Consider the following 25,512-nt stretch of genomic DNA (forward strand, 5'->3'; position numbering starts at 1 on the left):
GTCATGAATCTGCTTGCCTTTGAAACCGCCACCGAAGCCTGTTCCGTTGCCCTGTACGTGGAAGGGCAGGTGCGCGAGCGCTTTGAAGTCGCTCCGCGCCGGCACGCCGAACTGAGCCTGCCGTGGGCGGAGCAGCTGCTGGCTGAGGCCGGGATTGCCCGTTCGCAGCTGGACGCAATTGCGCTGGGCCGCGGCCCGGGCGCGTTCACCGGGGTGCGCCTGGCGATCGCCATCGCGCAGGGCATCGCGCTGGCCCTGGACCGTCCGCTGTTGCCAGTGTCCACCCTCCAGGTGCTGGCGCTGCGGGCGCCGACCGAGGCGACGCATGTGCTGAGCAGTATCGACGCGCGTATGGGCGAGGTGTACGTGGCGCGGCAGGTGCGCGTGGACGGGCAGTGGCAGCTGCAGGGCGAAGAGCAGGTGTGTGCCCCGGAGGCGGTGGCATTGCCGGACGGCAGCCGCTGGTATGGCGTGGGCACCGGGTTTGGTGCGGCCGACGGTGTGCTGGCTACGCGGTTGGCTGGCCAGCTGGATGGGATGGATGCGCAGGCCTTGCCGCGTGCGTCGGACCTGTTGGCGCTGGCGGTGCCGATGTTCGAGCGCGGGGAGGGCGTGGCGCCGGAGCTGGTGGAGCCGGCCTACCTGCGCAACAACGTTGCGCTGACCCTCGTGGAGCAGCAGGCCGCGCGGGCTGCGAAACAGGGGTGATCATTTTTCCGTGGGACACGCATGGCGTGTCACTACGGACATCGTCCGGTGCATGTAGTGACACGCCATGCGTGTCACGTCACCGGTCGTCGCGAAGTTCCCCGCCCGGCAGGAACACCCAGGTCCGCGTCACCTGCAGGATGTCCACCCCATCGTCGGTCTTGGGTAGCGGTGGGAACGGCTGGGCCAGGCGGATCACGCGCAGCGCGGTTTCGTCCAACAGCGGGGTGCCGCTGCTGCGCAGGATCCGGCTGCTTTCCACGCTGCCGTCGCGGCGTACGCCCACGGTGATCACCACCTGGCCGCCGAGCCGGCGCTGGCGCGCTTCGTCCGGATAGTTGAGGTTGCCCACGCGCTCGGCGCGGTCGACCCAGGCGCGCAGGTAATTGGCGTACGCGTATTCACGCGTACTCGCCGACACGAACTTGCGGTTCGGGCGCTTGGCGTACTGCGCCGAGCGCAGGTGCACTTCGGCCGCCAGCCGGGCCATTTCCGCGTCGCGCTGTTCGCGCGCGGTGGGCGCCGCGTCCGGCTGCGGGTTCTCGGGCAGCGGTTGGGTCTCGGCCTTGGCCACCTGGTCGGGGCTGTTGCGGCTGGCCACCACCCGCGCCTGCGGCGGCGGGGGACGCGCGGCGTCCTGGCGCTGCTGCGGCACCGGCGACAGCCCGGCCTGCGGCTGCGGCACGATCCCGGTCTGGTTGTCGCGCGGGCGCTGCGCCTTGTCGTGGTCGCCGCCGCCCTGCTGGTTGGCCTGGGCCAGGAAGTCGGCCTGCTTCGGGGTCAGCGGGGTCTGGGTCTGGCTGAAGATCACGTCCAGCGTCGGCACCAGCGCGGCGTTGTCGCTCACCGCGAAGCCGACGCCCAGGATCAGCAGCGCATGCACCAGCACCGACAGCGCCAGGGTGGCGCCCAGGCGCTGCGACTCGCGGGCCTGCAGCGGCACCATCGGATCGACCACCGTGCTCATCGCGGCAGGCTGGCCTCGATCGCGTCGAACAGGGTGCCGGCGATGTTCAGCCCGAACTGCGCATCCAGTTCACGCACGCAGGTGGGGCTGGTGACGTTGACCTCGGTCAGGTAATCGCCGATCACGTCCAGGCCTACGAAGCGCATGCCCCGTCGTTTCATCTCCGGGCCGACCTGGGCGGCGATCCAGCGGTCGCGCTCGCTCAGCGGGCGGCCCTCGCCGCGACCGCCGGCCGCCAGGTTGCCGCGGAACTCGTCGCCCTGCGGAATCCGGGCCAGGCAGTAGTCCACCGGCTCGCCGTCGACCAGCAGGATGCGCTTGTCGCCGGCGGTGATGTCGGGGATGAACTTCTGCGCCAGGGCCAGCTTGCGCTCGCCGTCGGTCAGCGTCTCCAGGATCACATTGAGGTTGGCGTCGCCGGTGCCGCTGCGGAAGATCGAACGCCCGCCCATGCCGTCCAGCGGCTTCAGCACCGCCTGGCCGTGTTCGAGCACGAACGCCTTCAGGTCGGCGTGGCGGCGGCTGACCAGGGTCGGCGGGCAGCACTGCGGGAACAGCAGCGCGGCCAGCTTCTCGTTGAAGTCGCGCAGCCCCTGCGGGTCGTTGACCACCAGCGCACCGGCCTGCTGGGCCACGCCCAGCACCTGGGTGTCGTAGATGAATTCGGCATCCACCGGCGGATCCTTGCGCATCAGCACGACCTGGCCGGGGCCGAACGTGGTCTGGCTGAATTCGCCCAACGTGAACCAGTCATGCTTGTCGTCGCGCACCTGCAGCGGCGCGGTCCGGGCCACGGCCACGCCGTCGCGCAGGGTCAGCCCACCGGGGCTGACGTAGTGCAGGGCATGGCCACGGCGCTGTGCTTCCAGCAGCATGGCGAAGGTGGTGTCCTTGGCGATCTTGATGTGGGCGATGGGGTCCATCACCACGATGACGTTCAACGGCATGGTCGCAACCTGGCGGGCAGGCGCTGATGGTAGCGGCAATGCGCCCGCGCTGCCTGCCCCGGGGGGCGGAACGCAGCATCCGGCGGCCTTCACGCTTTGCGCAGTTCCGGCTCCGGGCGCCGACGGGGACGTGCGCGTGGCGTGGCTTGGGCAGCACACCCTTGATGACGGCCGCGTGGTGGGATATAGATACGCTTTCGCAGCGGCGCTGTACCTACGCAGAAGCGTCGCGCGCTCGGGGAAAAGGTAATGACTGAAAACATGGCTGCGGGTGGGGAACTCGCAGGAATGAGAGTCATGGTCATCGATGATTCGAAGACCATTCGACGCACCGCTGAAACACTGCTCAAGCGCGAAGGCTGCGAGGTGGTGACCGCGACCGATGGTTTCGAGGCCCTGGCCAAGATTGCCGACCAGCAGCCGCAGATCATCTTCGTGGACATCATGATGCCGCGGCTGGACGGCTATCAGACCTGCGCGCTGATCAAGAACAACCAGCTGTTCAAGAAGACACCGGTGATCATGCTGTCCTCCAAGGACGGCCTGTTCGACAAGGCGCGTGGGCGCATCGTGGGCTCGGAGCAGTACCTGACCAAGCCTTTCACGCGTGAAGAACTGCTGGGTGCCATCCGCACATACGTAAACGCCTGACCAGGGGGGAAAGGCACAATGGCTCGAATCGTTCTGATCGAGGACTCACCGACCGAACGGGCGGTGATGATGAAATTACTGGCCGGGGCTGGGCACGAAGTGCTCGAGGCCGAAAATGCTGAACAAGGTCTTGAACTCGTCCGTGAGCACCTGCCACAGCTGGTGCTGATGGACGTGGTGCTGCCCGGCATGAGTGGCTTCCAGGCGACCCGCGCACTCAGTCGCGACCCGGCTACCAAGGCCATCCCGGTCATCATCATCAGCACCAAGGCGATGGAGACCGACAAGGCCTGGGGGCTTCGCCAGGGGGCTTCTGACTACATCGTCAAGCCGCCGAACGAAGAGTTTCTGATCGCCCGGATCAACGAACTGGTGTCCTGATGCGTTCTCCCTTCGACATCCTTGAAGCCTACGAACGGCGCAGCCTGGCCCATGCGGTGCAGCTGCCCGAGCGGCAGTTCGCCCAGGACCTGTGGCGCGGCGTCGGCTACCGGGTCGGCAAGCGCCACCTGGTGTCGGACTTCCGCGAAGTGGTGGAAATCGTCCCGATGCCGCCGATCACCCCGGTGCCCGGCGCGCAGCCGTGGCTGCTGGGCGTGGGCAACCTGCGCGGCAACCTGTTTCCGGTGGTCGACCTGAAGTACTTCATGGAAGGCGAGCGCACCGTGCAGCAGGAAGGCCAGCGCGTGCTGATCATGCGCCAGGCCGGCGGCGACGTGGCCCTGACCATCGACGAACTGTTCGGCCAGCGCAGCTTCGAACTGGACCAGGACACCGGTACTGGTGAACTGGCCAGCGGTCGTTACGCCCATTTCGTCGACCGCGCGTTCCATGGCGACGGCCGCGACTGGGGTGTGTTCTCGCTGTCGCTGTTGTCCCGTACCCCCGAATTCAGGCAGGCCGCGGCATGAACGCTGCTGGCTTCCTTACCGTATTGAAGATCGAGGTTGAACGATGAGTACTTCTTCGGAAACTGCCAAGGCCGGCAAGCTGGGCTCGGTGGGTACCAATTTCTGGCTCGGCCTGCTGGCCTTGTCGCTGATCGTGTTCGGTCTCAACACCGGCGTGGCCACCTGGCAGGGCAGTCGCCTGGCCGGCGCCAGCACCGGCGCGGCCGACCTGCAGGTGCTGTCCCAGCAGCTGGCCAACCAGGGTCGTGAAGCAGTCTCGGGCAACGCCCAGGCGTTCACCGCCTTCAAGGACACCAAGACCCGCATCGAAAGCACCGTGAGCAGCCTGCAGGGGCGCTACGGCAACGAAACCAACGTGTCCGGTCCGCTCAACCAGCTGACCCAGACCTGGGAGCCGCTCGGCAAGAGCGCCGCCCAGCTGGTCGCCAGCGAGCCGGCGGTCCTGGCCCTGGCCGGCAACGCCAACAACTTCGTCAACGGCGTCCCGGCGCTGCAGGCACAGCTGAACGAAGTGGTCCGCGCCATGTCGGCCGGCGGCGCTCCGGCGTCGCAGGTGTACAACGCGCTGCAGCAGGTCGTGGTGGTGGGCTCGATGGCCCGCCGCGTGACCGAAATGCGCGCCGGTGGCGGTAACGCCGCTGCCGCGGGCGACGCACTGGCCCGCGACTCGGTGGTGTTCACCCAGGTGCTGGACGCACTGCGCAACGGCAATGAAGAACTGGGTATTGCCCCGGTCCGCAACGCCGGCGCGCTCGCTGCGCTGGAGCAGTCGCAGAAGCAGTGGGACACGATGAAGCTGGACGCCGACGCGATCCTGGCCAGCTCGCGCCAGTTGTTCTCGGCGCAGTCCTCGGCTGCCGCGCTGACCGCCGGCTCGACCAAGATGCTGGACGACAGCAAGCGGCTGTTTGAAGCGTTCTCCTCGTTCGGTTCGGTGCGCGACTCGCGCCTGTTCCCGAACTTCTGGCTGGGCGTGATCTCCGGCGCGCTGTCGCTGATTGCCATCATCGGCTTCGTCAGCAGCACCGTGCGCAGCCGCTCGCGCGAACAGGAACTGCGTTACCAGACCCAGGTGGAATTCAACAGCCGCAACCAGCAGGCGATCATGCGGCTGCTGGACGAAATCAGCTCGCTGGGTGAAGGCGACCTGACCGTGAAGGCCTCGGTGACCGAGGACATGACCGGCGCGATCGCCGACGCAATCAACTACGCCGTGGACGAACTGCGCCACCTGGTGACCACCATCAACGACACCTCGGCCAAGGTCGCCGTGTCCACCCAGGAAACCCAGGCCACCGCGATGCAGCTGGCCGAAGCGGCCGGCCACCAGGCCAACCAGATCACCTCCGCCTCCGACCGGATCGGCGAAATCGCGTCGAGCATCGAACAGGTGTCGCGCAACTCGGCCGAGTCCGCCGACGTGGCACAGCGCTCGGTGGTGATCGCCGCCGAGGGTGCCGGCGTGGTGCGCGAAACCATCCAGGGCATGGACCAGATCCGCGACCAGATCCAGGAAACCTCCAAGCGCATCAAACGCCTGGGCGAGTCCTCGCAGGAAATCGGCTCGATCGTGGAACTGATCAACGACATTTCCGAGCAGACCAACATCCTGGCACTGAACGCGGCCGTGCAGGCCGCCTCGGCTGGTGAGGCCGGCCGTGGTTTCGCCGTGGTGGCCGACGAAGTGCAGCGCCTGGCAGAACGTACCTCCGGTGCGACCCGACGGATCGAAAACCTGGTCCAGGCCATTCAGGCCGATACCAACGAAGCGGTCAGCTCGATGGAGCAGACCACCGCCGAAGTGGTGTCCGGTGCACGCCTGGCCGAAGACGCCGGTACCGCGCTGACCGAAATCGAGCGCGTGTCCAACGCACTGAACAACCTCATCAAGAACATCTCGATCGCCGCCCAGCAGCAGTCCTCGGCCGCATCCGACATCACCCGCACCATGGGCGTGATCCGTCAGATTACCGGCCAGACCTCGCAGGGCGCGGGACAGACCGCCGAGTCGATCGGTCATTTGGCACAGCTGGCGGCCGACCTGCGCCGCTCGGTTGCCGACTTCAAGCTGCCGGCGTGAGCCGCGGGCAGGGCGGAGAGGGAAGGAATCAGCAGATGATGCATCGCGAGAAGCCACAGCACGACACGCGCGCGCCCCTGCCGGGAGACCTGGCATGAGCACGCTGCGCGATGCCATGAGCCATGCCGCCCTGGGCTGGGTGAAGCCGGAGCTGGATGAGACCCTGCGCCAGGTGCGCAACGAGGTCGAGTATTACGCCGAAGACCCGGCCGACGGCAGCCGCATGCGCTTCTGCGCCGGCTACCTGCACCAGGTGCAGGGCACCCTGCGCATGGTCGAGCTGTACGCGCCGGCCATGGTCGCCGAGGAAATGGAGCAGCTGGCCAACGCCATCGGTGCGGGCGAAGTGCCCGACCGCGACGAAGCCTGCGCCACCCTGATGCGCGGCAGCGTGCTGCTGCCCGACTACCTGGAGCGCCTGCAGAACGGCCACCGCGACATTCCGATCGTGCTGCTGCCGCTGCTCAACGACATCCGTGCCGCGCGTGCGGCGCCGGGCATCAATGAAAGCGTGCTGTTCGCCTTCGCCCCGGACAGCGCCAGCGCCACCGAAGCCGAACTGGACCATGCGCGCGGCAGCCTGAGCGGCCGCAACCGCGAACTGCTCGACACCGTGGGCAATGCGGTCAAGGAAGAACTGCTGCGGATCAAGGACGCGCTGGACCTGCACCTGCGCACCGGCGGCGAGCCCGCACAGCTGCAGACCCAGGTCGACGAACTGGGCGCCGTGGCCGACACCCTGGGCATGATGGGCCTGGGCGTGGCCCGTGGCGTGGTCGTGCAGCAGCGCGACGCGCTGCGCGGCGTGGTCGACGGCGCGCAGCAGATCGACGAGACCCTGCTGCTGGATATCGCCGGTGCCCTGCTGTACGTGGACGCCTCGCTGGACGACCAGGTCGCGCACCTGGGCGCCGGTGGCAGCGGCGAGGACGACCCGAGCGCGGCCGAAGGCCGCCGCACCGTGGAGATCCTGGCGCACGAAGCGATCGCCAACTTCGCGGCGGCGCGCGAGCATTTCGTCGCCTTCATCGAAACCAACTGGAACCACCAGCAGCTGCACGAAGTGCCGCGCCTGCTCGGTGAGGTCGCCGGCGCGCTGCGCATGCTCGACCTGCCGACCCCGGCCGATTACCTGCAGGGCGTGCGCCAGTACATCTCGGTGGAGCTGATCGGCCGCCAGCGCGTGCCCAGCGGGCGCCAGCTGGACACCCTGGCCGACGCCATGGCCAGCCTGGAGTACTACCTGGAAGCCCTGCGCGAACGTCGCCAGGGACGCGAAGACATTCTCGACATCACCCGTACCAGCCTTGAAACGCTGCGCTACTGGCCGCTGCCGGACGAGAACGCCGCGCCGGCCGATGTCAGCGCCGAAGCGCTGCCGGTCGCCCCGGAGCACGTCGAACTGACGGGTTGGGACACGCCCGTGGCCGCGCCGGTCGAGGTTGCCGTGACCCCGGCCGCGCCTGCGCCGGGCGATGTGCCGTCGCCGCCGCTGCCGGACATCACCTTCGATCCCGTGCCCGAGGTCGCTGCGACCGCGCCGGTCGAACGCGTCGCCAAGCCGGCACCGACCCTGGTGTTCGAGGCCTCCATGGCACCGGTGGCCGCCGACGCGCCGCAGTGGACGCTGCACAGCGATGCTGCCCGCATCGAAACCGCGGCCCCGACCTTCGCCAACTTCGACCCGGTCGTGGCTGAAGACAGCGAGGCAGGCCAGGCATGGGGCGTTGCGCCCGTGGAGATCGCGCCGATCGTGCTGGACGGGGTCGACACGGCCGTGTCCGACGACGACCAGCCGGCCAGCACCGGGTTCGATCCGGTCGCCGCCGAGCACGATGCACTGGAACTGAGCGACGAGCCCATCGAGTTCACCTTCGACGAACCGCTGCAGAACGCCGGCGACGTGCTGTCGCTGGAGATCGATGACGCGCCGGTGGCCGCGCAGGAGGCCGAGGGCACGCTGGACGTGCAGGCCTTGCCGAGCTTCCTGCAGGAGCAGATCGAACCCGCTGCAGAGACCCCGCTGACCGTGGACGCGCCGCTCGAGGACGTCGCCGCACCTGCCGATGAGATCATCGAGCCGGTCGCTGCCGTCGAAGACGAGCAGGGCATCGAACTGATCGAAGCGGCCGCACCCCTCGCCACCGGTGGCGTGCAGGAAGCGGTCATCAGCACGATCGAACTGGACGACGAGTCGGCCCGCTTCCTGGCCGAGCTGGACGTCGCCGCTGCGCAGTTCTCCACTACCCCGGACGTGGCGCCCGCCGCCGCCGTGGGCGACGTGGAGGCGGCCGCCGCCGCTGAAGCCGAACTGGACACCACCATCGACGCCGGTTTCGAGGACGATGGCGAGAACATCGACCAGGACATCCGCGACGTCTTCATCGAAGAATTCGACGAAGAACTGGTCAACCTGGGCAACCTGTTGCCGGTCTGGCGCATGGCACCGGACAACATGGACCGCCTGCGTCCGATCCGCCGCGTGTTCCACACCCTGAAGGGCAGTGGCCGCCTGGTCGGCGCGCGTACGCTCGGCGAGTTCAGCTGGAAGATCGAAGGCATGCTCAACCGCGTGCTGGATGGCAGCCGTCCGGCCTCGCCGGCGGTGGTCGCCATGGTCACCCAGGCCTACGAAGTGCTGCCGCAGCTGAATGCCGCGCTGCGCGACGGCAGCCGTGTCAGCGCCGACCTGCAGGCCATGCAAGCCATCGCCGACCGCGTGGGTGCAGGCGAAGAAACCTTCCACGTGCCGCTGCAGCGTTCGGTCCCGGTGGCCGCGCCGGTGGAAACCGTTGAAGCGGTCGAGCCGGAACTGAGCGGCACCCCGGCCAACATCGACGAAGTACTGCGCGAGATCCTGGAAGCCGAAGTGGAGGCCCACCACGCCACGTTGCAGGCCTGGTTGCAGGACGCCCAGGCCGCACCGCAGCCGGTCACCGACAGCCTGCTGCGCGCGGTGCACACCATGAACGGTGCGTTCGCGATGACCGACGTGCCGGAGATCACCGCCGTCACCGGCGGGGCGGAAACCTTCATCAAGCGGTCGCTGGCCGCCGATGCGGTCCCCGATGCCGACGGTGTCGACGCGCTCACCGCCACTGCCGCCGCGATCCGCGCCACCATGGCCGCGCTGCAGGCCGAAGCGCCGCGCATTCCGTCGCAGGCCGAACTGGCGCAGCGCCTGCAGGCGCTGGCCGCAACGCTGCCCGAAGCACGCTGGCCGGCACTGGTGGCCGAAGACGGTACGGACCTGGACGGCGACGAGGTCGAGACGCTCGAGGTTGACCTCGACGCTGAACGCGATGCCGAAGCCGACGCGTCGCGCGACGCGCACGACGTCACCGCGCACGAGCTGGCCGCGTTCTCGGCCCAGTTCGACGAACGCGATGGCTATGCCATCGCCGACGACAGCACCGACAGCACGCTGCAGCAGGCCATCGTGGACGCCGACGACCTGACCGTCGTCGATGCGGCGGAGATCATCGATGAACCTGCGGTCTCTGAGCCCGTCGAAGTCGCCGATGCACCCGATGCGCTGGTGGTCGATGAGTTGACCGGCAGCGATGACCTCTCGGCCTACTTCGACGCCGGCCTGGTTACGTCGTTCGACGCACCGGTCGCTGCGCCTGTTGAAGAAGTGGTCGCCGTGGAAGCGCCGACCGCCGAGATCGTCGACCACGGCCTGGAGAGCGTGGAGCTGACCGGCGCCGACGATCTGTCGCGCTTCTACGAACAGCCCGTGCCGGCCGCCGAAGAAGCGGTCCAGTCCATCGAGCTGGAGGCAGCCGAAGCAGAAGCGCTGCACGAAACCCTCGACGCTACCGACGCGGTTGAAGAAATCGAAGTCGTGGAAGTCGCCGAGGTCAGCGACGTAGTCGAAGCCGCGACCGACAGCGTTGCCGACGAAGCGGTTGTCGACGAGCTCGACGACGTGCTGCCGCCGGCCCCGGCCTTCGGCGACACCGTGGAACTGCAGCAGGCGCTGGATGATGGGCTGACCATCGTTGACGGCCCCGACGCCGCGGTTTCCAGCGACGATGCACCGGTGCTCAGTCTGGATGCGTCCCATCCGACGCTGGACGAAGCCGACGCGTTCGCCGAAGCGGAGGTCGAGCAGCCCTCGACCGCGCAGCCGCTGTTCGAGCTGGAAGACGCCCCGGCAACGGCCGAGGTCGACGTCCAGGCCGAAGCCGAAGCCGAAACCGAAGCCGAAACCGAAACCGAAACCGAAACCGCCGCCGACGAGCTCGACGACGCCGGCTCGCTGGACTTCAGCGTGCTCGACCGCGAGCTGGTCGACATCTTCGTTGAAGAAGGCAAGGACCTGCTCGACCATTGCGATGGCCTGATCAGCGAGCTGCGCGCCGCACCGGAGGACCGCGAGGCCCTGGCCGGCCTGCAGCGCGACCTGCACACCCTGAAGGGTGGCGCACGCATGGCCGGGATCAACGCCATCGGCGACCTCGGCCACGGCATCGAGTCGCTGCTGGAAGCGGTCGCCGCCAACCGTACCGATATCGACCGCAGCGACGTGCAGCTGCTGGAGCGGGGCTTCGACCGCCTGCACCAGATGCTGACCCGCACCGGCCGCCATCGCGACGTGGCGATGCCCGACGACCTGATCGCCGCGTTCGAACAGCGCACCCTGGGCCGCGACGATGCCACCGGGACCGACTCCGTCCCGGCCGACGTCGCACCGGTGGCGATCGACACCGCCGTGGCCTCCGCGCCGCTGTCGGCGCCGGTGCCGCTGGAAGCCTCCAACGACGAGGACAGCCTGGCCCGTCCGCAGCAGGAACAGGTGCGCGTGCGCGCCGACCTGCTCGACCGCCTGGTCAACCACGCCGGTGAAGTGGCGATCTACCGCTCGCGCCTGGAACAGCAGCTCGGTGCCTTCCGCGGCGCCATGGGCGAACTGGACCGTACCAATGCGCGTCTGCGCGACCAGCTGCGCCGCCTGGACCTGGAAACCGAAGCCCAGATCGTGGCCCGCTACCAGCGCGAGCAGGAGCAGGTGGACCACAGCTTCGACCCGCTGGAACTGGACCGGTTCTCCACCCTGCAGCAGCTCAGCCGCGCGCTGAACGAATCCGCAGCCGACCTTGGCGGCCTGCAGGGCGTGCTGGACGACCTGTCGCGCCAGTACGACGTACTGCTGCAGCAGCAGTCCCGCGTCAGCTCGGAACTGCAGGACGGCCTGATGCGTGCGCGCATGGTGCCGTTCGACGGCCTGGTGCCGCGCCTGCGCCGCGTGGTGCGCCAGGCCGGCCAGGACACCGGCAAGCAGGTCCACGTGACACTGGACGGGACCCACGGCGAACTGGACCGCAACGTGCTCGACCGCATGGTCGCGCCGCTGGAACACATGCTGCGCAACTCTGTTGCGCACGGCCTGGAAACGCCGGAACAGCGCCGCGCCGCCGGCAAGCCGGAGGAAGGCGAGATCGCCATCCGCCTGCGCCGCGAAGGCTCGGAAATCGTGCTGGAAGTGGCCGATGACGGCGCCGGGCTGAACCGCGAGGCGATCCGTCGCCGTGCCGAACAGCGCGGCCTGGTCGAGGCCGACGCGGTCCTGTCCGATGCAGAACTGGATGCGATGATCTTCGCGGCCGGCTTCAGCACCGCCGACCAGGTCAGCCAGCTGGCCGGCCGTGGCGTGGGCATGGACGTGGTGCACAACGAAGTGCGCCAGCTCGGCGGCACGGTGGACATCCACTCGGTGCCGGGCAAGGGCGTCACCTTCACCCTGCGCCTGCCGCAGACCCTGGCGGTCACCCAGGCGGTGTTCGTGCAGATCGGCGACACCACTTTCGCGGTCCCGGTGGCGTCGGTAAGCGGTATCGGCCGGATCTCGCGCGAGCGCTTCGAGTCGGCCGAGGGCGGCTACCATTACGGCGGCGAAGAGTTCGTGCTGCACGACCTCGGCACGCTGGTCGGCCAGGGCCAGGCCCGCGCCGAAGGCCAGGCCCAGGTGCCGTTGCTGCTGGTCCGTGCCGGTGAACTGCGCGCGGCCGTGGCGATCGACCAGGTGCTGGGCAACCGCGAAATCGTGGTCAAGCCGGTCGGCCTGCAGATCGCGTCGGTCCCGGGCATCTACGGTGCGACCATCACCGGCGATGGCCGCGTGGTGGTGATCCTGGACGTGGCGCCGCTGGTGCGTCGCTACCAGGCCAACCCGCTCAAGCCGGTCGCCCCGGCCACCCAGGCCAGCGACCGCCAGGCACCGCTGGTGATGGTGGTCGACGACTCGCTGACCATGCGCAAGGTCACCGGCCGCATCCTGGAGCGCCACAACTTCGAAGTGGCCGTCGCCCGCGACGGCATCGAAGCGCTGGAGCGCCTGGAAGAACGCGTGCCCGACCTGATGCTGCTGGACATTGAAATGCCGCGCATGGATGGCTATGAACTGGCCACCGCGATGCGCGCCGATCCGCGCTACAAGGGCGTGCCGATCGTGATGATCACCTCGCGCAGCGGCGACAAGCACCGTCAACGCGCCTTCGAAATCGGTGTCCAGCGTTACCTGGGCAAGCCGTACCAGGAGCTGGACCTGATGCGAAACGTGTATGACCTGCTGGGGATCGCCCGTGCCCGCGAATGACCTGAACCCGCTGCCGCTGGTGGCACTGCTGGCACGGGTCGGGCCGGCGCGCGAGCGCCTGCGCGAAGCGCTGGCCCAGGCCGGTGCGACCGTGGTGCTTGAAGAAGACCCCAACAGCGTCGATGCTGAAACCCTCGGCGGCGTGGACGCCGGCGCGGTGCTGATCGCGCTGGAGCCGGCCGTCGAGGATGCGCTGGAGCGCCTCGACCCGGTGCTGGCGTCGCCCGAACTCACCGTGATCTTCGACGAAGCCGAACTGGCGGCGCGCCGCGAGGGCTGGGAAGCCCAGCGCTGGGCGCGCCACCTGGTGGCCAAGCTGCACGGCCACCAGGACGTGCTGCCGCCGGGCTCGGAGCAGGACGGCCTGCTGCAGCCCGAACCGGGCCTGCCGCAGACTCCGGCCGAACGGCATGCCGATGCGCCGCTGGAATTCCACGTGCGCGAGGCCTTCGACGCCGCAGCCGACGTGCCCACCGACGGCCTGTACACGCCGCCGGAGGCGTACAGCGAGCCGATGTCGCTGGAAGAAGCGCTGGCCGCTATGCAGGCTTCGCCTGCCGCAGCTCCGGCCAACGTGCCGCCGCCGGTGCCGGTGGATGCTCCTGCTGCGCCGCGCGCGCCGCTGGGCGACCACAGCAGCTGGTCGCTGGTCGACGAAGACACCGTTGCGCCGCCGGCCGTGCCGACTGCACCGGCGAGCGCGCCGCCGATCAACGACGCATTCGATACGCCAAGCCTGTCGCTGGTCGAACTGGAACCGGAGGTTGCGCCGGACGGTTCCGCGCCGGGTGCGGTGCTGGTCCTGGCCGGCATTGGCGGCCCCGACGCGGTGCGCCGCCTGCTGGCCGCGCTGCCCGCCGGGCTGGCCACGCCGGTGCTGGTCTACATGCGCCTGGACGGCGGCCGTTACGGCAACCTGGTCAAGCAGATGGCGCGGGTGTCGGCGCTGCCGGTGCTGCTGGCCGAGTCCGACCAGCCGGTGCTGGCCGGCAATGCCTACATCCTGCCGGACGACGTGGGCGTGGCGGTCCGCAACCGCGGCCTGTACTTCACTGCCGATGCGCAGGGCATCCAGGTGGCCGCGCTGCCGCCGGCGCACAGCGCCGTGGTGCTGCTCAGCGGCAGCGACGTGGCCGTGCTGGACGACGTGCTGTCGCTGGCCGTGGCCGGCGCCTGGGTGGCCGGGCAGACCGGTGACGGCTGCTACGACCCGGTCGCCGCCAACGCCGTGGTCGCCGCCGGCATGGCCGCGGGCGACCCGCCGCAGCTGGCCGCCACCATCGCCGAACGCTGGGGCGTGAGCGAGTAATCGCCGCGCCATGTCACTTTCAGGAAGCAGACCATGAGCTACGCCAGCAACGACGAAATCCGCGGAGTACTGATCCAGGCCGGCCACGACCGGGTCCTGGTCCCGAACGCGACGGTGGCTGAAATGCTGGCCGCCGCCAGTGTCACCCCGGTGCCCGACACCCCGGCCTGGCTGCTCGGCCAGATCCAGTGGCAGGGCTGGGACGTCCCGCTGATGTCGTTCGCGCGCCACGCCGGGCTCGGCGAAGAGCAGGGCGTGGTCAAGAACAAAGTCGTGGTACTCAAGGCGTTGGGCGGCAATGCCAAGCGCCCGTACTTCGCGCTGGTGACGCCGAACTTCCCGCAGCTGATCTCGGTGCCGCGCGACGGCCTGCTCGCCGACGCGTCGGAAGAAGCCCTGCCGCCGGGCGTGCACATGCGCGTGCTGCTGGGCGAGCTGAGCGCGCTGCTGCCGGACCTGGACGCGCTGGAAACCGCGCTGGACGAAGCCCTGCCGGCGTAAAAACCCGGTAGAGCCACGCCCTGCGTGGCTGCTACCCCAGGTCGCCCAAGCGCGCCTGGATCGCGGCAATCGCCGCCAACCCCGCCGTCTCCGTACGCAGGATCCGCGGCCCCAGCTGCAGCCCCTGGAAACAGGCCTGCTGCAGCGCCAACCGATCGCGCGGCGACCAGCCGCCTTCCGGCCCGATCGCAATCACCACGCCGCCGGGCGCGGCCGACAACGTCGACAGCCGGTATTCGCCCACGGGATCCAGGGTCAGCTTCAATGCCGCTACCGGCATTGCCAGCGCGGCCTCCTGCAGGTTCCGTGGCGGCGCCACCGTCGGCACCCGCGCGCGACCGGATTGGCCGCAGGCCGAGACCACCACGCTGCGCCAGTGCGCCAGGCGCTTTTCCGCGCGCGCCGCATCGAGCTTCACCTCGGTACGTTCGGCATTGACCGGCACGATCGCCTGAACCCCCAGCTCGGTCGCCTTCTGCAGGATCAGGTCCATCTTCTCGCCACGGGCGATGCCCTGCAGCAGCGTGATCGACAGCGACGACTCATTGTCGAGGGGCTGTGCCGCGACGACCTGTACGCGCGCATCGCGCTTGCCCGATTCCACCAGCGTGGCGCTGTAATCGTGGCCGTCGCCGTTGAACAGCACGCAGCCTTCGCCTTCGCGCAGGCGCATCACCCGCACCAGGTGGTTGGCCACCTCTTCGGGCAACGACACGGTCTGGCCCACGGCCAGCGGGAGATCGACGTAGGAACGGGTCACGCGCATGCAACAGCTTCCTCGATGGCAGCCAGGGTGGTCTGGGCCAGCAGGTCCAGGTGTTCGTCCTCCACGCAGTAGGGAGGCATCCAGTACAGCACGTTGCCGAGCGGGCGCAGCACCACGCCGCGCCGCAACGCCGCGTTGTAGGCGCGCAGCCCGACCCGCGCTTCGGCCGGGAAGGGGGTGCGTTTATCGCCGTTGCGGGTCAGCTCGAACGCCACCACCATGCCGGCCTGGCGCACGTCGGCGACCTGCGGGTGATCGGTGAACGGTGCGGCCAGCCGGCGCATCACCTCGGCGGTGCTGCGGTTGCGCGCGATCACGTCCTCGCTGGCGAAAATGTCCAGTGTCGCCAGCGCGGCCGCGCAGGCCAGCGGGTTGCCGGTGTAGCTGTGCGAGTGCAGGAACGCACGCTCGCGGCTGTCGTCCAGGAACGCGTCGTACAGCGCCTGGGTGGCCAGCACCGCGGCCAGCGGCAGGAAGCCGCCTGTGAGGCCCTTGGACAGGCACAGCAGGTCCGGCATCACCCCGGCCTGTTCGCAGGCGAACAGGGTTCCGGTGCGGCCGAAACCGGTGGCGATCTCGTCGGCGATCAGGAACGCACCATTGGCGTCGCACAGTTCGCGCGCACGCTTGAGGTACACCGGGTCGTGCATGCGCATGCCGCCAGCGCACTGCAGGCGCGGCTCCAGGATCACCGCGCAGATCTCGCCGGGGTGCTGGTCGAACAGGTCGGCCAGGCGGTCGGCGGCCTCGTGCGCGCGCTGCGCCGCGCTCTGCCCGGGTTCGGCCAGGTACGCGTCCGGCGAGGGCGCGAACAGCGCCTCGGTCAGCAGCGGCGCGTACACGCGGCGGTACAGCGGGATGTCGCCCACCGACAACGCCCCCAAGGTTTCGCCGTGGTAGCCGTTCTCCAGCGCCACGAAGCGGGTGCGGTGCAGTTCGCCGCGGTTGCGGAAGTAGTGGAAGGCCATCTTCAGCGCGACCTCGACCCCGGCCGAGCCGTTGTCGGCGTAGAACACCTTGGACAACGGCGCGCGTCCGGCCTGGCGCGGCGCGATCGCCAGCAGCCGTTCGGCCAGCTGCACCGCCGGTTCATGGCTGAAGCCGGCCAGCATCACCTGTTCCAGCTGGGTGGCCTGGCGCGCGATGGCCGCGCCGATGCGCGGTTCGGCGTGGCCGAACAGGTTGGTCCACCAGCTGCTCACCGCGTCCAGGTAACGATGCCCGTCGTGATCGATCAACCACGGGCCTTCACCCCGTGCAATCGGCACCAGCGGCAAGGTGTCGGGGTGTTCGCGCATCTGCGTGCACGGGTGCCACAGCACGGCCAGATCGCGTTGCCGCCACTGGTCGGCCAGCGTGAGGGGGGCTGGGTCTGCTAGCATTTCGGGCTCATGGACACGTTTTCACCTGCCTGCATTCTATCGATCTCCAAGAGCCAGTTCGCATGACCCGTCCGCTGCCCACCATCCACCAGATCACGGACGAGGAAAGCGGCCCGTTCCAGCGCCAGCACCTGGACCTGGAGTTCTCCAACGGCGAACGCCGCCGTTTCGAACGCCTGGTCAGCCGCGGCCATGGGGCGGTGGTGGTGGTGCCGATGCTGGACGACGAGACCGTGCTGCTGGTGCGTGAATACGCTGCCGGCGTGCACCGCTACGAGCTGGGCCTGGTCAAGGGCCGCATCGACGCCGGCGAAACCGCGGAGCAGGCTGCCGACCGCGAACTGAAGGAAGAAGCCGGCTACGGCGCGCGGCGGGTCGACGTGCTGCGCGCGATGACCCTGGCCCCGACCTACATGAGCCACCTGTCGTACCTGGTGGTGGCGCGCGACCTGTACCCGGAGCGGCTGGTCGGCGACGAACCCGAAGAGCTGGAAGTGGTGCCGTGGAAGCTGGCCGAACTGGACCAGCTGATGCTGCGCGAGGACTTCTCCGAAGGCCGCTCGCTGGCCGCGTTGTTCATCGCCCGGCAGTGGCTGGAACGCAGGGAATGATCAAACTCACCACCGCGTTGCGCGAAACGGTGATCGCCATCGCCCAGGACGCCGCCGCGGCGATCCGCGAGGTGTATGCCAGTCCGTTCGACGTCGAGATCAAGTCCGACCGCAGCCCGGTGACCGCGGCCGACCTGGCCGCCAACCAGGTGATCCTGCGTGGCCTTGGACAGCTGACCCCGGACCTGCCGATCCTCTCCGAGGAATCGGCGCAGGTGCCGTGGGAAGTGCGCCGCCACTGGGGCGCCTACTGGCTGGTCGATCCACTCGACGGCACCCGCGAGTTCGTCAAGCGCAACGACGAGTTCAGCGTCAACATCGCACTGATCTACCAGGGCGCGCCCGCATTCGGCGTGGTCCTGGCGCCGGTCAGCGGCGTCGCCTGGCACGCCATGCGTGGCGAACTGGCCTACCGCCGCGACGGCCTGCACGACTCGGTGCTGCGCACCCGCACCCCGGCGCTGCCGCCGCTGCAGGTCGCCGCCAGCCGCTCGCACCGCAGCGAACAGACCCAAGCGCTGCTGGACCGCATGGGCGAGATCGAGGTGGTCGCGCAGGGCTCATCGCTGAAATTCTGCCGGCTCGCCGAAGGCACCCTGGACGTCTACCCGCGGCTGGGCCCGACCGCCGAGTGGGACACCGCCGCCGGCCAGTGCGTGCTGCATGCCGCCGGCGGTGCGGTGCTCTCGGCCGCCACCGGCAAGCCGTTCCGCTACAACCGCCGCGAAACCCTGTTGAACGGCGACTTCATCGCCCTGGGCGACACCCGCCTGCCGTGGCGCACCTGGCTTCCCGACTGACCGGAGCACCGATGTCCGCACCTGCCGAACTGGACCGCCTGCTGGGCATCATGGCGCGCCTGCGCGATCCGCGCGACGGCTGCCCATGGGACCTGCAGCAGGATTTCGCCAGCATTGCCCCGTACACCATCGAAGAAGCCTACGAAGTGGCCGACGCGATCGACCGGGGCGATATGGACGATCTCTGCGACGAACTGGGCGACCTGCTGCTGCAGGTGGTGTTCCATGCGCAGATGGCGAGCGAGCAGGGCGCGTTCGGGTTCGCCGAGGTGGCCCGCGCGATCAGCGACAAGATGACCCGCCGCCACCCGCACGTGTTTGCGCAGGTGCAGGTCGATGGTGCCGAAGACGTCAACACCAACTGGGAAGCGATCAAGCGCGCCGAACGTGCCGCCAAGGGCGACGCCGACCACTCCGCGCTGGCCGGGATCTCGCGCGGGCTGCCCGAATGGCAGCGTGCGGTGAAGCTGCAGGCGCGCGCGGCGCGGGTCGGTTTCGACTGGCCGGGTCCGGCGCCGGTGCTGGACAAGGTGCGCGAGGAACTGGATGAAGTGGCCGCCGAATTCGCGCGTGGCCCGGTCGAGGACAACCAGGCCCGGCTGCAGGAGGAACTGGGCGACCTGCTGTTCGTCTGCGCCAACCTGGCCCGTCACGCGAAGGTGGACGTCGGCGCGGCGCTGCGCCACGCCAACCACAAGTTCGAACGCCGCTTCCGCACGATGGAAGCGCAGGCTGCCGCCAACGGGCAGGCCATGGCCGAGCTCGACCTGCAGGCGCAGGAACAGCTGTGGGAGCAGGCCAAGGCCGGCGAAGCGGCCTCGTGAACACGTTCCTGCTGTTCGTGCTGACCGCCGTGGCCGAGATCGTCGGCTGCTACCTGCCCTGGCTGTGGCTGCGACGCGATGGCAGCGCGTGGCTGCTGCTGCCGGCGGCCGCCAGCCTGGCCCTGTTCGCCTGGCTGCTGACCCTGCACCCGGCCGCCAGCGGGCGCGTGTACGCCGCCTATGGGGGTGTCTACATTGGCACCGCGCTGGCCTGGCTGTGGGTGGTGGACGGGATCCGGCCCAGCCGCTGGGATCTGCTCGGGGTCGGGCTGTGCCTGGCCGGCATGGCGGTGATCATGTTCGCGCCGCGCGCAACCTAGGCAAGCGGGGGCCGCGATCGGCGGTATATTCGGGGTTACGTCCGGGAAAGGAGTACCCCATGTTTCCAACCGTGTTTTTCTCGCTGATCCTCGCCTTCGTGGCCGTGGTGATCCTGTTCAAGGCCGTGCGCATGGTCCCTCAGGGCTACGAGTGGACGGTCGAGCGCTTCGGCCGCTACACCCACACCATGACCCCCGGCCTGCACTTCCTGATCCCGATCGTGTACGGGGTCGGCCGCAAGGTGAACATGATGGAGCAGGTGCTGGACGTGCCCAGCCAGGAAGTCATCACCAAGGACAACGCCGCGGTGCGCGTGGACGGCGTGGTGTTCTTCCAGGTGCTGGACGCGTCCAAGGCCGCCTACGAGGTCGCCAACCTGGAAGTGGCGATGATCGCGCTGGTGCAGACCAACATCCGTACCGTGATCGGCTCGATGGACCTGGACGAATCGCTGAGCCAGCGTGAGGTGATCAACGCCCAGCTGCTGAGCGTGGTCGACCATGCCACCAACCCGTGGGGGGTGAAGGTCAACCGCATCGAGATCCGCGACATCCAGCCGCCGCGCGACCTGCTCGACGCGATGGCGCGGCAGATGAAGGCCGAGCGCGAAAAGCGCGCGCAGATCCTCGAAGCCGAAGGCTCGCGCCAGTCCGAAATCCTGCGCGCCGACGGCGAGAAGCAGGCCGCGGTGCTGGAGGCCGAAGGGCGCAAGGAAGCCGCGTTCCGCGACGCCGAGGCGCGCGAGCGCCTGGCCGAAGCCGAAGCCAAGGCCACCCAGGTGGTGTCCGAGGCGATCGCCAGTGGCGACGTGCAGGCCATCAACTACTTCATCGCGCAGAAGTACGTGGAAGCGTTCAAGGAACTGGCGACCTCGCCGAACCAGAAGCTGGTGCTGATGCCGATGGAAGCCAGCGGCGTGATCGGCTCCATCGCCGGCGTGGCGGAACTGGCCAAGGAAGCGTTCGCGAAACAGGAAGAGAAGAAGACCACCCGCGCGGTGCCGCCGCGCATCGGAGGCTGAGATGCGCTGGGAAGTGGTCGGGTGGGGTGCGCTGGCGCTGGTGCTGTTCGCCGCCGAGGCGCTGGCGCCGGGCGCGTTCATGCTCTGGATCGGGATCGGCGCGGCTGCGGTGTTCGTGCTGGTGGCGGTGTTCGCCGACATCCCGCTGCTATGGCAGGTGGTGGCGTTCGTGCTGTTCAGCGTGGTCTCGATCCAGTGCTACCGGCAGTGGGGCCGCACGCGCGCGCGCGAGTCCGACGCGCCGTTGTTGAACCGGCGCGCCGAGCAGCTGATCGGGCGGGTGGTGGCGCTGGACCAGCCGATCGTGGCCGGCGTTGGCCGCGCCAAGATCGATGATGCGTTCTGGATGGTGGCCGGCCCCGACCTGCCCGCCGGCACCCCGGTGCGGGTGGTAGCCGTGGACGGCATGACGTTGAAAGTGCAGCAGGTCTGATCCGGTAGAGCCACGCCCTGCGTGGGTGCGCGTCAGCATTGCGCACCGCCGCAGGCGTTGACGGGGCGGTTCTGGGATAATGAAGGCCGGTTTTTTTCGATCCCCCGGATTGTGGTCATGACCCAGAAAACGCTTCTCAACGATACCCACCGCGCGCTCGGCGCCAAGATGGTCGATTTCGGTGGTTGGGACATGCCCATCCACTACGGCTCGCAGCTGGACGAGCACCACCTGGTGCGTGCCGACGCCGGCATGTTCGACGTCAGCCACATGACCGTGGTCGACCTGCGCGGCGAGAAGGTGCGTGCGTTCCTGCGCCGCCTGCTGGCCAACTCGGTGGACAAGCTCAAGGTCCCGGGCAAGGCGCTGTACTCGTGCATGCTCAATGCGCAGGGCGGGGTGATCGACGACCTGATCGTCTATTACCTGGGTGAGGACTTCTTCCGCATGGTGGTCAATGCCTCCACCCGCGAGAAGGACCTGGCCTGGATCCGCGAACAGGCTGCGGCCTTCGACGTGGCGGTCACCGAGCGCGAAGACCTGGCGATCATCGCCGTGCAGGGCCCGACCGCGCGCGACAAGGTGATCGGCCTGGTTGCCGAAGGCGACCGCGCCGCGCTGCAGAAGCTGGGCCGCTTCGCCGCGCTCGAGGCCACTGCAACCAGCGGCGCGCCGCTGTTCGTCGCGCGCACCGGGTATACCGGCGAGGACGGTTTCGAGATCCTGGTCGCACAGGACCAGGTGGTCGCGTTCTGGAATGCACTGGCCGGCGCCGGCGTACGTCCTGCCGGTCTGGGCGCGCGCGACACGCTGCGCCTGGAAGCCGGCATGAATCTGTATGGCCAGGACATGGACGAGGCGATCAGCCCGTTCGAAGCCGCGCTGGCCTGGACGGTGGCGCTGGACAAAGGCCGCGACTTCATCGGCCGCGACGTGCTCGAAGCGCAGAAGGCCGCCGGCGACGCGCGCCAGATGATCGGCCTGGTGATGGACGAGAAGGGCGTGCTGCGCCACGGCCAGGCAGTGAACACCGCCAGCGGCAGCGGCGAGATCCTGTCCGGTACGTTCTCGCCGACCCTGGGCAAGGGCATCGCCTTCGCACGCGTGCCGGCCGGCGAACTCGGCCAGGTGCACGTGGACATCCGCGGCCGGCAGGTGCCGGTGCGCGTGGTCAAGTTCCCGTTCGTACGCGAAGGCCAGGCGCAGCCCGGCGTTCTCGGCGAAGGCTGAGCTGCGTTCCATCCGGTTACACTACCCGCGTTTTCCTGACCCCCTGTAAATCTTCGGAGCAGTCCCATGAGCGAGATCCCCGGCGACCTCAAATTCCTCAAGTCCCACGAGTGGGCGCGCGTTGAAGGCAACGGCCGCGTCACCGTCGGCATTTCCGACCATGCCCAGGGCCTGCTCGGCGACCTGGTCTACGTCGAGCTTCCCGAAGTCGGCGCCGATGCCAAGGCCGGCGAGCAGATCGCGGTGGTCGAGTCGGTCAAGGCTGCCTCGGACGTGTACAGCCCGGTCTCCGGCAAGGTGGTCGAGGTCAACAGCGCCCTGGCCGACAAGCCGGAAACCATCAACGAAGACGCCTACGGCGACGGCTGGATGTTCGTGGTCGAGCTGTCCAACAAGGACGAGTTGAACGACCTGCTGGAACCGGACGACTACGCCGAAGGCCTGGACGACGAGGACAACTGATCCGCGTCTTCCCGGAACAGAAACGGCCGCCTGGTGCGGCCGTTTTTTTTTGGCCGATGCACGTAACCGGCAAGAAGGCGGTGCCCGGTGGCCGCCAAAAGTTTGCGCAGTTGCGCGAATCCGGACGCAAAAAGCGTTGCCGGATGTGAAAAGTTTTCGCCCCCGTTTTGGCGCCGTGCGGGAAGCGCTTGCGCGTTCGATGGCATCCGCGTCGCGGCGTGGCGTTGGCGCGTGCTGCATGCAGGGCGTTGAAGCGAAAGTGCTTCTTTTAAGTGTTTTTCTTTCAACGCATCGACAAAGATCCTGACGCGCGCGTCGGTTCGAGTCGGTTCGACACGGTCCCGACGAGCGCCTGCAGAGGGTGTGGCGCGGGCGCGTCGGCCCCCCGCCATGTGAAATTTTTTCGCGGGGGTTGTTGACAGTGAAAAAAAGCGTGATTAGGTTTCGCCTCAGCAGACCTTGCCTGCGAAACGAGCCAACCGAATCGACATCCAGTCGCGAAGCACAACCAGAACATCTACCGCGCGTCCGAGGACGGTGGAGTCCGGTTCGCTTCCTCCGGTGAAATGCAAGGTCACCCCACCTTCGATACCTGCCTGGCAGTTCCTGGTCGGTATCCCCGTATCCGTCACGACGCGCATGACGCGACGGCGGTCCCCGCAGAGCAGTAGTAGCGGGTTTGCTTTACCTGGGCGTTTCAACTCCATAGATCACTGACGAGGAGCCATCCCATGGCAACCAAGAAAGCTGCGAAGAAAAAGCCGGCCGCCAAAAAGGCCGTAAAGAAGGTCGCCAAGAAGGCGGCTGCCAAGAAGGCCGTGAAGAAGGTAGCCAAGAAGGCGGCTGCCAAGAAGACGGTAAAGAAGGCAGCCAAGAAGGCGACTGCCCGCAAGGCAGTGAAGAAGACGGCAAAGAAGGCGGTCCGCAAGGTCGCCAAGAAGGCCGCCGCCAAGAAGACCGCGAAGAAGGCAGCAAAGAAGACCGCCAAGAAGGCCGTCCGCAAGGTAGCCAAGAAGGCCGCTGCCAAGAAGACCGCCAAGAAGGCCGTCCGCAAGGTAGCCAAGAAGGCCGCTGCCAAGAAGACCGCCAAAAAGGCCGTCCGCAAGGTCGCCAAGAAGGCCACCGCCAAGAAGGCCACCGCGCGCAAGCCGGCCGCCAAGAAGGCTTCGGCCAAGAAGGCAGTGAAGAAGGTCGCCAAGCGCAAGCCGGCGGTCCGCAAGAAGAAGGCTGCACCGGTCGCCCTGCCGGCAACCCCGGCACCGCTGATCTGATCGATTCCCGATAGCCGTACCTGAAACTCCTTCCCCGGCAGCCCAGCGGGGAGGGAGTTTTTTTTTGCCATGCAAAAAAAAATCCCTCCCCGCGAGGGATCAACGAACGTTGATCCCGATAGGTAGCGCCGGCCGCTGGCCGGCCCAGGCGGTGCCGAGAGCCGGCCAGCGGCCGGCACTACCGGCGGTGATGCGTGCACCAACAAAAAAGCGGCCCGTGGGCCGCTTCTTCGCATCCATCATCCGGATCGCCTTACCGCGGCGAAGCCACCGCCCGATCAGACGACACACCCTTCCGCTTGCCGGGGCTGCTGTCTTCGGTCATCAGGTTGTCGCTGCCGAAGTCCGTATCCACGTCCAGCCAGCGCTGCGCGGGCAGGCCCATGGCCGCATCGAGCACGGTCGGCAGCAGGCCGCTGGGCAGGCTGCTTTCGCCGTTCCACATGATGGCGATGCCGAGGTCGCGCTCGGGGACCAGCGCGACCAGGCCGCGATAGCCCTGCACGGCACCGGCATGGAAGATCACTTCATGCCCGGCGTAATCGAAGTTGCGCCACCCCAGCGCGTAACCTGCCGAGTGCAGGCGCTCGCGGCGCCAGCCCGAACGCATTTCGCCGGGGGTGTTGATCAGGGTCGAATGCAGCGTGGCCAGCAGCGGCGCCGGCAGCACGTCGGGGCGGTGACCGGTGTGGGCCAGCAGCCACTGCGCCATGTCGCTGGCGCTGGCGTTGACGCCCGCGGCAGGCGCCAGGCGGTAGTAGGTGGGTTTGGGGGTCAGCGACACCCAGCCATTGCGGCTGCGCACGTGCGGACGCGCCCAGCGCGAGCTGGCCTGGATGCCGGCCAAGCCGAGGCTGGCATCGTCCATGCCCAGCGGCTTGAACAGGCGACGTTCCACCGACTGCTCGTAGAAGCTGCCGGAGGCGGCGTACACGACGTCCCCGATCAGGCTGAAGGCCACGTTCTGGTACGCGTAGCAGTCGCCCGGCTGGCACTTGAGCGAGGTCGAGGCGAGCTTGTGGGTGAGCGTGTAGTACTCGGCGTTGGCTTCCACGTCGCGGTCGTAGGCGTTGTAGGGCAGGCCGACGCGATGGCTGAGCAGGTCGGCCACGGTGAGCCGGTCGGTCGCTTCGGGAGTGCTCAGCTGGAAGCCGGGCACGTAGTCGGTGACCTTGCTGTCCCAGCGCAGGGTGCCGTCGTTGACCAGCAGGCCGGCCATGGTGCCGGCGAAGGCCTTGGACAGCGACGCCAGGCGGAACACGGTGTGCGCGTCGACCATCTGCGGGTTGTTGACGTCGGTGACGCCATAGCCGCGCGCGCTGAGCACGCGGCCGCCCTGCACGATCGCCACCGCCATGCCGGGCACGCGCTCACCATAGGTGAGCTGCTGGGCCATGGATTCGATGTTGGCCACGTTGAAGCCGGCGGCCGGTGGCAGCACGGTCGGGGTGGTCGAGGTGGCCCGGTAGGCGGCGGGCTGGGTATGCGCGATGGCAGGCGCGGCGCTGTTTTCAATGTTGACCGGGAAGGCGGCCGGGGCCGCACTCGGGGTCTGGGCGGTGGACGACATGGCGATGGGCATGAGCATGCCCAGCAAACCGGTGGCCGCCGAACGGATCGGACGGCGCCTGCTGTTTTCTTTCATCGTGTAAGGCCTGTGCGCAGCTGCTTGGGCCGATTCTAGCGCCGCTTTTCGTGATTGCACAAATTGAGCGA

General features: G+C 68.3%; 22 protein-coding genes. 17 read left to right on the forward strand and 5 right to left on the reverse strand.

The annotated features are described in order from the left end of the window. Window positions 1–3 precede the first annotated feature (3 nt). Window positions 4–708: a tRNA (adenosine(37)-N6)-threonylcarbamoyltransferase complex dimerization subunit type 1 TsaB gene (gene tsaB / locus C2U58_RS07995; protein WP_102945345.1), complete on the forward strand. Its 705-nt coding sequence runs from the start codon at window positions 4–6 to the stop codon at window positions 706–708. 79 nt (window positions 709–787) lie between these two features. Here tsaB and C2U58_RS08000 read toward each other — a convergent pair whose 3' ends face one another. Beyond that, complete coding sequence (locus tag C2U58_RS08000; protein WP_102945464.1) at window positions 788–1,654, reverse strand: energy transducer TonB; 867 nt, start codon at window positions 1,652–1,654, stop codon at window positions 788–790. A gap of 17 nt (window positions 1,655–1,671) precedes the next feature. After that, on the reverse strand, window positions 1,672–2,622 hold the full coding sequence (gene gshB / locus C2U58_RS08005; RefSeq protein ID WP_102945346.1) for a glutathione synthase: 951 nt from the start codon (window positions 2,620–2,622) through the stop codon (window positions 1,672–1,674). 249 nt (window positions 2,623–2,871) lie between these two features. Between gshB and pilG the strand changes: the two genes are divergently transcribed. The 7 genes from pilG to C2U58_RS08040 all read left to right on the forward strand — a co-directional run bounded on the left by pilG (window position 2,872) and on the right by C2U58_RS08040 (window position 14,675). Continuing rightward, entirely contained in the window at window positions 2,872–3,273 is a 402-nt protein-coding gene (gene pilG, locus C2U58_RS08010) for a twitching motility response regulator PilG (RefSeq protein WP_070208795.1), read from the forward strand. A gap of 18 nt (window positions 3,274–3,291) precedes the next feature. Beyond that, window positions 3,292–3,654, forward strand: a complete 363-nt coding sequence (locus C2U58_RS08015; protein WP_102945347.1) for a response regulator — start codon at window positions 3,292–3,294, stop codon at window positions 3,652–3,654. Then, complete coding sequence (locus C2U58_RS08020) at window positions 3,654–4,184, forward strand: chemotaxis protein CheW (protein WP_102945348.1); 531 nt, start codon at window positions 3,654–3,656, stop codon at window positions 4,182–4,184. Before C2U58_RS08015 ends, C2U58_RS08020 begins: the two co-directional genes overlap by 1 nt. Window positions 4,185–4,227: 43 nt before the next feature. Further along, window positions 4,228–6,264, forward strand: a complete 2,037-nt coding sequence (locus C2U58_RS08025) for a methyl-accepting chemotaxis protein (protein WP_102945349.1) — start codon at window positions 4,228–4,230, stop codon at window positions 6,262–6,264. 94 nt (window positions 6,265–6,358) lie between these two features. Then, window positions 6,359–12,865 (forward strand): Hpt domain-containing protein, encoded by a 6,507-nt coding sequence (locus tag C2U58_RS08030; RefSeq protein ID WP_102945350.1) that lies wholly within the window; start codon window positions 6,359–6,361, stop codon window positions 12,863–12,865. Continuing rightward, entirely contained in the window at window positions 12,831–14,174 is a 1,344-nt protein-coding gene (locus C2U58_RS08035; protein WP_102945351.1) for a chemotaxis protein CheB, read from the forward strand. Before C2U58_RS08030 ends, C2U58_RS08035 begins: the two co-directional genes overlap by 35 nt. A 33-nt stretch (window positions 14,175–14,207) precedes the next feature. After that, window positions 14,208–14,675, forward strand: a complete 468-nt coding sequence (locus tag C2U58_RS08040) for a chemotaxis protein CheW (protein WP_102945352.1) — start codon at window positions 14,208–14,210, stop codon at window positions 14,673–14,675. 31 nt (window positions 14,676–14,706) lie between these two features. On the opposite strand, the gene C2U58_RS08045 is transcribed toward C2U58_RS08040, so the two are convergent. Continuing rightward, window positions 14,707–15,441, reverse strand: a complete 735-nt coding sequence (locus tag C2U58_RS08045) for a 16S rRNA (uracil(1498)-N(3))-methyltransferase (protein ID WP_102945353.1) — start codon at window positions 15,439–15,441, stop codon at window positions 14,707–14,709. Further along, window positions 15,432–16,823 (reverse strand): adenosylmethionine--8-amino-7-oxononanoate transaminase, encoded by a 1,392-nt coding sequence (bioA, locus tag C2U58_RS08050; protein ID WP_102945354.1) that lies wholly within the window; start codon window positions 16,821–16,823, stop codon window positions 15,432–15,434. The genes C2U58_RS08045 and bioA overlap by 10 nt, the downstream gene beginning before the upstream one ends. A 62-nt stretch (window positions 16,824–16,885) precedes the next feature. Between bioA and nudE the strand changes: the two genes are divergently transcribed. From nudE to C2U58_RS08095, 9 genes are all read left to right on the forward strand, one after another. Next, a complete protein-coding gene (nudE, locus tag C2U58_RS08055; RefSeq protein WP_102945355.1) occupies window positions 16,886–17,434 on the forward strand; it encodes an ADP compounds hydrolase NudE in 549 nt (182 codons plus the stop codon). Then, on the forward strand, window positions 17,431–18,234 hold the full coding sequence (cysQ, locus tag C2U58_RS08060) for a 3'(2'),5'-bisphosphate nucleotidase CysQ (RefSeq protein ID WP_102945356.1): 804 nt from the start codon (window positions 17,431–17,433) through the stop codon (window positions 18,232–18,234). Before nudE ends, cysQ begins: the two co-directional genes overlap by 4 nt. An 11-nt stretch (window positions 18,235–18,245) precedes the next feature. After that, window positions 18,246–19,058 (forward strand): nucleoside triphosphate pyrophosphohydrolase, encoded by an 813-nt coding sequence (mazG, locus tag C2U58_RS08065; protein ID WP_102945357.1) that lies wholly within the window; start codon window positions 18,246–18,248, stop codon window positions 19,056–19,058. Next, complete coding sequence (locus C2U58_RS08070) at window positions 19,055–19,378, forward strand: YnfA family protein (RefSeq protein ID WP_070208783.1); 324 nt, start codon at window positions 19,055–19,057, stop codon at window positions 19,376–19,378. The genes mazG and C2U58_RS08070 overlap by 4 nt, the downstream gene beginning before the upstream one ends. A 59-nt stretch (window positions 19,379–19,437) precedes the next feature. Next, a complete protein-coding gene (locus tag C2U58_RS08075) occupies window positions 19,438–20,400 on the forward strand; it encodes an SPFH domain-containing protein (RefSeq protein ID WP_102945358.1) in 963 nt (320 codons plus the stop codon). Window position 20,401: 1 nt separating this feature from the next. Further along, window positions 20,402–20,833 carry an NfeD family protein gene (locus C2U58_RS08080; protein WP_102945359.1) on the forward strand — a complete coding sequence of 144 codons (432 nt, stop codon included), beginning with the start codon at window positions 20,402–20,404 and terminating at the stop codon, window positions 20,831–20,833. 117 nt (window positions 20,834–20,950) lie between these two features. After that, window positions 20,951–22,063 (forward strand): glycine cleavage system aminomethyltransferase GcvT, encoded by a 1,113-nt coding sequence (gcvT, locus tag C2U58_RS08085; protein ID WP_102945360.1) that lies wholly within the window; start codon window positions 20,951–20,953, stop codon window positions 22,061–22,063. Window positions 22,064–22,129: 66 nt separating this feature from the next. Further along, on the forward strand, window positions 22,130–22,525 hold the full coding sequence (gene gcvH, locus C2U58_RS08090) for a glycine cleavage system protein GcvH (RefSeq protein WP_102945361.1): 396 nt from the start codon (window positions 22,130–22,132) through the stop codon (window positions 22,523–22,525). A gap of 731 nt (window positions 22,526–23,256) precedes the next feature. Beyond that, a complete protein-coding gene (locus tag C2U58_RS08095) occupies window positions 23,257–23,796 on the forward strand; it encodes a histone (protein ID WP_102945362.1) in 540 nt (179 codons plus the stop codon). Window positions 23,797–24,049: 253 nt separating this feature from the next. Here C2U58_RS08095 and C2U58_RS08100 read toward each other — a convergent pair whose 3' ends face one another. Then, window positions 24,050–25,441: a serine hydrolase domain-containing protein gene (locus tag C2U58_RS08100; RefSeq protein ID WP_102945363.1), complete on the reverse strand. Its 1,392-nt coding sequence runs from the start codon at window positions 25,439–25,441 to the stop codon at window positions 24,050–24,052. Between the last annotated feature and the right edge of the window lie 71 nt (window positions 25,442–25,512).

The sequence above is a fragment of the Stenotrophomonas sp. VV52 genome (assembly GCF_002893095.1).
GTDB lineage: Bacteria > Pseudomonadota > Gammaproteobacteria > Xanthomonadales > Xanthomonadaceae > Stenotrophomonas > Stenotrophomonas aracearum.

What these genes read in the sequence shown, in the direction of transcription:
- tsaB (WP_102945345.1), top strand. Translation starts at nt 4, where the DNA reads ATGAATCTGCTTGCCTTTGAAACCGCCACCGAAGCCTGTTCCGTTGCC.
- C2U58_RS08000 (WP_102945464.1), bottom strand. Translation starts at nt 1,654, where the DNA reads ATGGTGCCGCTGCAGGCCCGCGAGTCGCAGCGCCTGGGCGCCACCCTG.
- gshB (WP_102945346.1), bottom strand. Translation starts at nt 2,622, where the DNA reads ATGCCGTTGAACGTCATCGTGGTGATGGACCCCATCGCCCACATCAAG.
- pilG (WP_070208795.1), top strand. Translation starts at nt 2,872, where the DNA reads ATGACTGAAAACATGGCTGCGGGTGGGGAACTCGCAGGAATGAGAGTC.
- C2U58_RS08015 (WP_102945347.1), top strand. Translation starts at nt 3,292, where the DNA reads ATGGCTCGAATCGTTCTGATCGAGGACTCACCGACCGAACGGGCGGTG.
- C2U58_RS08020 (WP_102945348.1), top strand. Translation starts at nt 3,654, where the DNA reads ATGCGTTCTCCCTTCGACATCCTTGAAGCCTACGAACGGCGCAGCCTG.
- C2U58_RS08025 (WP_102945349.1), top strand. Translation starts at nt 4,228, where the DNA reads ATGAGTACTTCTTCGGAAACTGCCAAGGCCGGCAAGCTGGGCTCGGTG.
- C2U58_RS08030 (WP_102945350.1), top strand. Translation starts at nt 6,359, where the DNA reads ATGAGCACGCTGCGCGATGCCATGAGCCATGCCGCCCTGGGCTGGGTG.
- C2U58_RS08035 (WP_102945351.1), top strand. Translation starts at nt 12,831, where the DNA reads ATGACCTGCTGGGGATCGCCCGTGCCCGCGAATGACCTGAACCCGCTG.
- C2U58_RS08040 (WP_102945352.1), top strand. Translation starts at nt 14,208, where the DNA reads ATGAGCTACGCCAGCAACGACGAAATCCGCGGAGTACTGATCCAGGCC.
- C2U58_RS08045 (WP_102945353.1), bottom strand. Translation starts at nt 15,441, where the DNA reads ATGCGCGTGACCCGTTCCTACGTCGATCTCCCGCTGGCCGTGGGCCAG.
- bioA (WP_102945354.1), bottom strand. Translation starts at nt 16,823, where the DNA reads ATGCTAGCAGACCCAGCCCCCCTCACGCTGGCCGACCAGTGGCGGCAA.
- nudE (WP_102945355.1), top strand. Translation starts at nt 16,886, where the DNA reads ATGACCCGTCCGCTGCCCACCATCCACCAGATCACGGACGAGGAAAGC.
- cysQ (WP_102945356.1), top strand. Translation starts at nt 17,431, where the DNA reads ATGATCAAACTCACCACCGCGTTGCGCGAAACGGTGATCGCCATCGCC.
- mazG (WP_102945357.1), top strand. Translation starts at nt 18,246, where the DNA reads ATGTCCGCACCTGCCGAACTGGACCGCCTGCTGGGCATCATGGCGCGC.
- C2U58_RS08075 (WP_102945358.1), top strand. Translation starts at nt 19,438, where the DNA reads ATGTTTCCAACCGTGTTTTTCTCGCTGATCCTCGCCTTCGTGGCCGTG.
- C2U58_RS08080 (WP_102945359.1), top strand. Translation starts at nt 20,402, where the DNA reads ATGCGCTGGGAAGTGGTCGGGTGGGGTGCGCTGGCGCTGGTGCTGTTC.
- gcvT (WP_102945360.1), top strand. Translation starts at nt 20,951, where the DNA reads ATGACCCAGAAAACGCTTCTCAACGATACCCACCGCGCGCTCGGCGCC.
- gcvH (WP_102945361.1), top strand. Translation starts at nt 22,130, where the DNA reads ATGAGCGAGATCCCCGGCGACCTCAAATTCCTCAAGTCCCACGAGTGG.
- C2U58_RS08095 (WP_102945362.1), top strand. Translation starts at nt 23,257, where the DNA reads ATGGCAACCAAGAAAGCTGCGAAGAAAAAGCCGGCCGCCAAAAAGGCC.
- C2U58_RS08100 (WP_102945363.1), bottom strand. Translation starts at nt 25,441, where the DNA reads ATGAAAGAAAACAGCAGGCGCCGTCCGATCCGTTCGGCGGCCACCGGT.